Below are 1,361 nucleotides of genomic sequence, written 5' to 3'. Positions count from 1 at the left end.
GTCGTCAGCTTGACGCCGAGGGCGTCGAGGTGGAGGCGGGCGACCTTCTCGTCGAGGTGCTTGGGCAGCACGTAGACGTCGGTGGGGTACTCCTGGGGCTTGGTGAACAGCTCGATCTGGGCCAGGGTCTGGTCCGCGAAGGAGTTGGACATCACGAACGAGGGGTGACCGGTGGCGTTGCCCAGGTTGAGCAGACGGCCCTCGGACAGCACGATGAGGACCTTGCCGTCGGGGAACTTCCACGTGTGGACCTGCGGCTTGACCTCGTCCTTGACGATGCCCTCGATCTTGGCGAGGCCGGCCATGTCGATCTCGTTGTCGAAGTGGCCGATGTTCCCCACGATCGCCTGGTGCTTCATCCGGGCCATGTCCGAGGCCATGATGATGTCCTTGTTGCCGGTCGTGGTGATGAAGATGTCCGCCGTCTCGACGACATCGTCCAGCGTCGCGACCTGGTAGCCGTCCATCGCCGCCTGCAGCGCGCAGATCGGGTCGATCTCCGTGACGATCACCCGGGCACCCTGACCGCGCAGCGACTCCGCGCAGCCCTTGCCCACATCGCCGTAACCGAAGACGACGGCGGTCTTGCCGCCGATCAGGACATCGGTGGCACGGTTGATGCCGTCGATCAGCGAGTGCCGGCAGCCGTACTTGTTGTCGAACTTCGACTTCGTCACCGCGTCGTTGACATTGATCGCCGGGAACAGCAGCGAACCGTCACGCTGCATCTCGTACAGACGGTGAACACCCGTCGTGGTCTCCTCGGTCACACCGCGGATCTCCGACGCCAGCAGCGTCCACTTCTGCGAACCCTCGGTGATCGTGCGGCCCAGGAGCTCCAGGACCACACGGTGCTCGTCGGACTCCGCGGTGTCCGCCGAGGGAACCTTGCCGGCCTTCTCGTACTCGACACCCTTGTGGACCAGCATGGTGGCGTCGCCACCGTCGTCCAGGATCATGTTCGGGCCGCCCGTGGGGCTGTTCGGCCAGGTCAGCGCCTGCTCCGTGCACCACCAGTACTCCTCCAGCGTCTCGCCCTTCCAGGCGAACACCGGGATGCCCTGCGGGTCCTCGGGCGTACCGTTCGGGCCCACCGCGATCGCTGCGGCCGCGTGGTCCTGGGTGGAGAAGATGTTGCAGGACACCCAGCGGACCTCCGCGCCCAGCGCGACCAGGGTCTCGATCAGCACGGCCGTCTGCACCGTCATGTGCAGCGAGCCCATGATGCGGGCGCCGGCCAGCGGCTGGGTGGCGGCGAACTCGCGGCGGATCGACATCAGACCGGGCATCTCGTGCTCGGCAAGCGTGATCTCCTTGCGGCCGAACGCGGCCAGCGAGAGATCGGCGACCTTGAAGTCCTG

The 1,361-nt window shown here is 66.2% G+C and carries 1 protein-coding gene; it reads right to left on the bottom strand.

Features of this window, described 5'->3' with window-relative positions; genetic code table 11:
- Positions 1 to 1,361 (bottom strand): adenosylhomocysteinase (gene ahcY / locus ADL01_RS20285; RefSeq protein ID WP_053743435.1); only part of this gene is annotated, 1,361 nt, incomplete at both ends.

The sequence above is a fragment of the Streptomyces sp. NRRL WC-3618 genome (genome assembly GCF_001280005.1).
Classification (GTDB): domain Bacteria; phylum Actinomycetota; class Actinomycetes; order Streptomycetales; family Streptomycetaceae; genus Streptomyces.
Note: the sequence above shows the minus strand (reverse complement) of the source record. Positions and strands in the feature narration are given on the sequence as shown.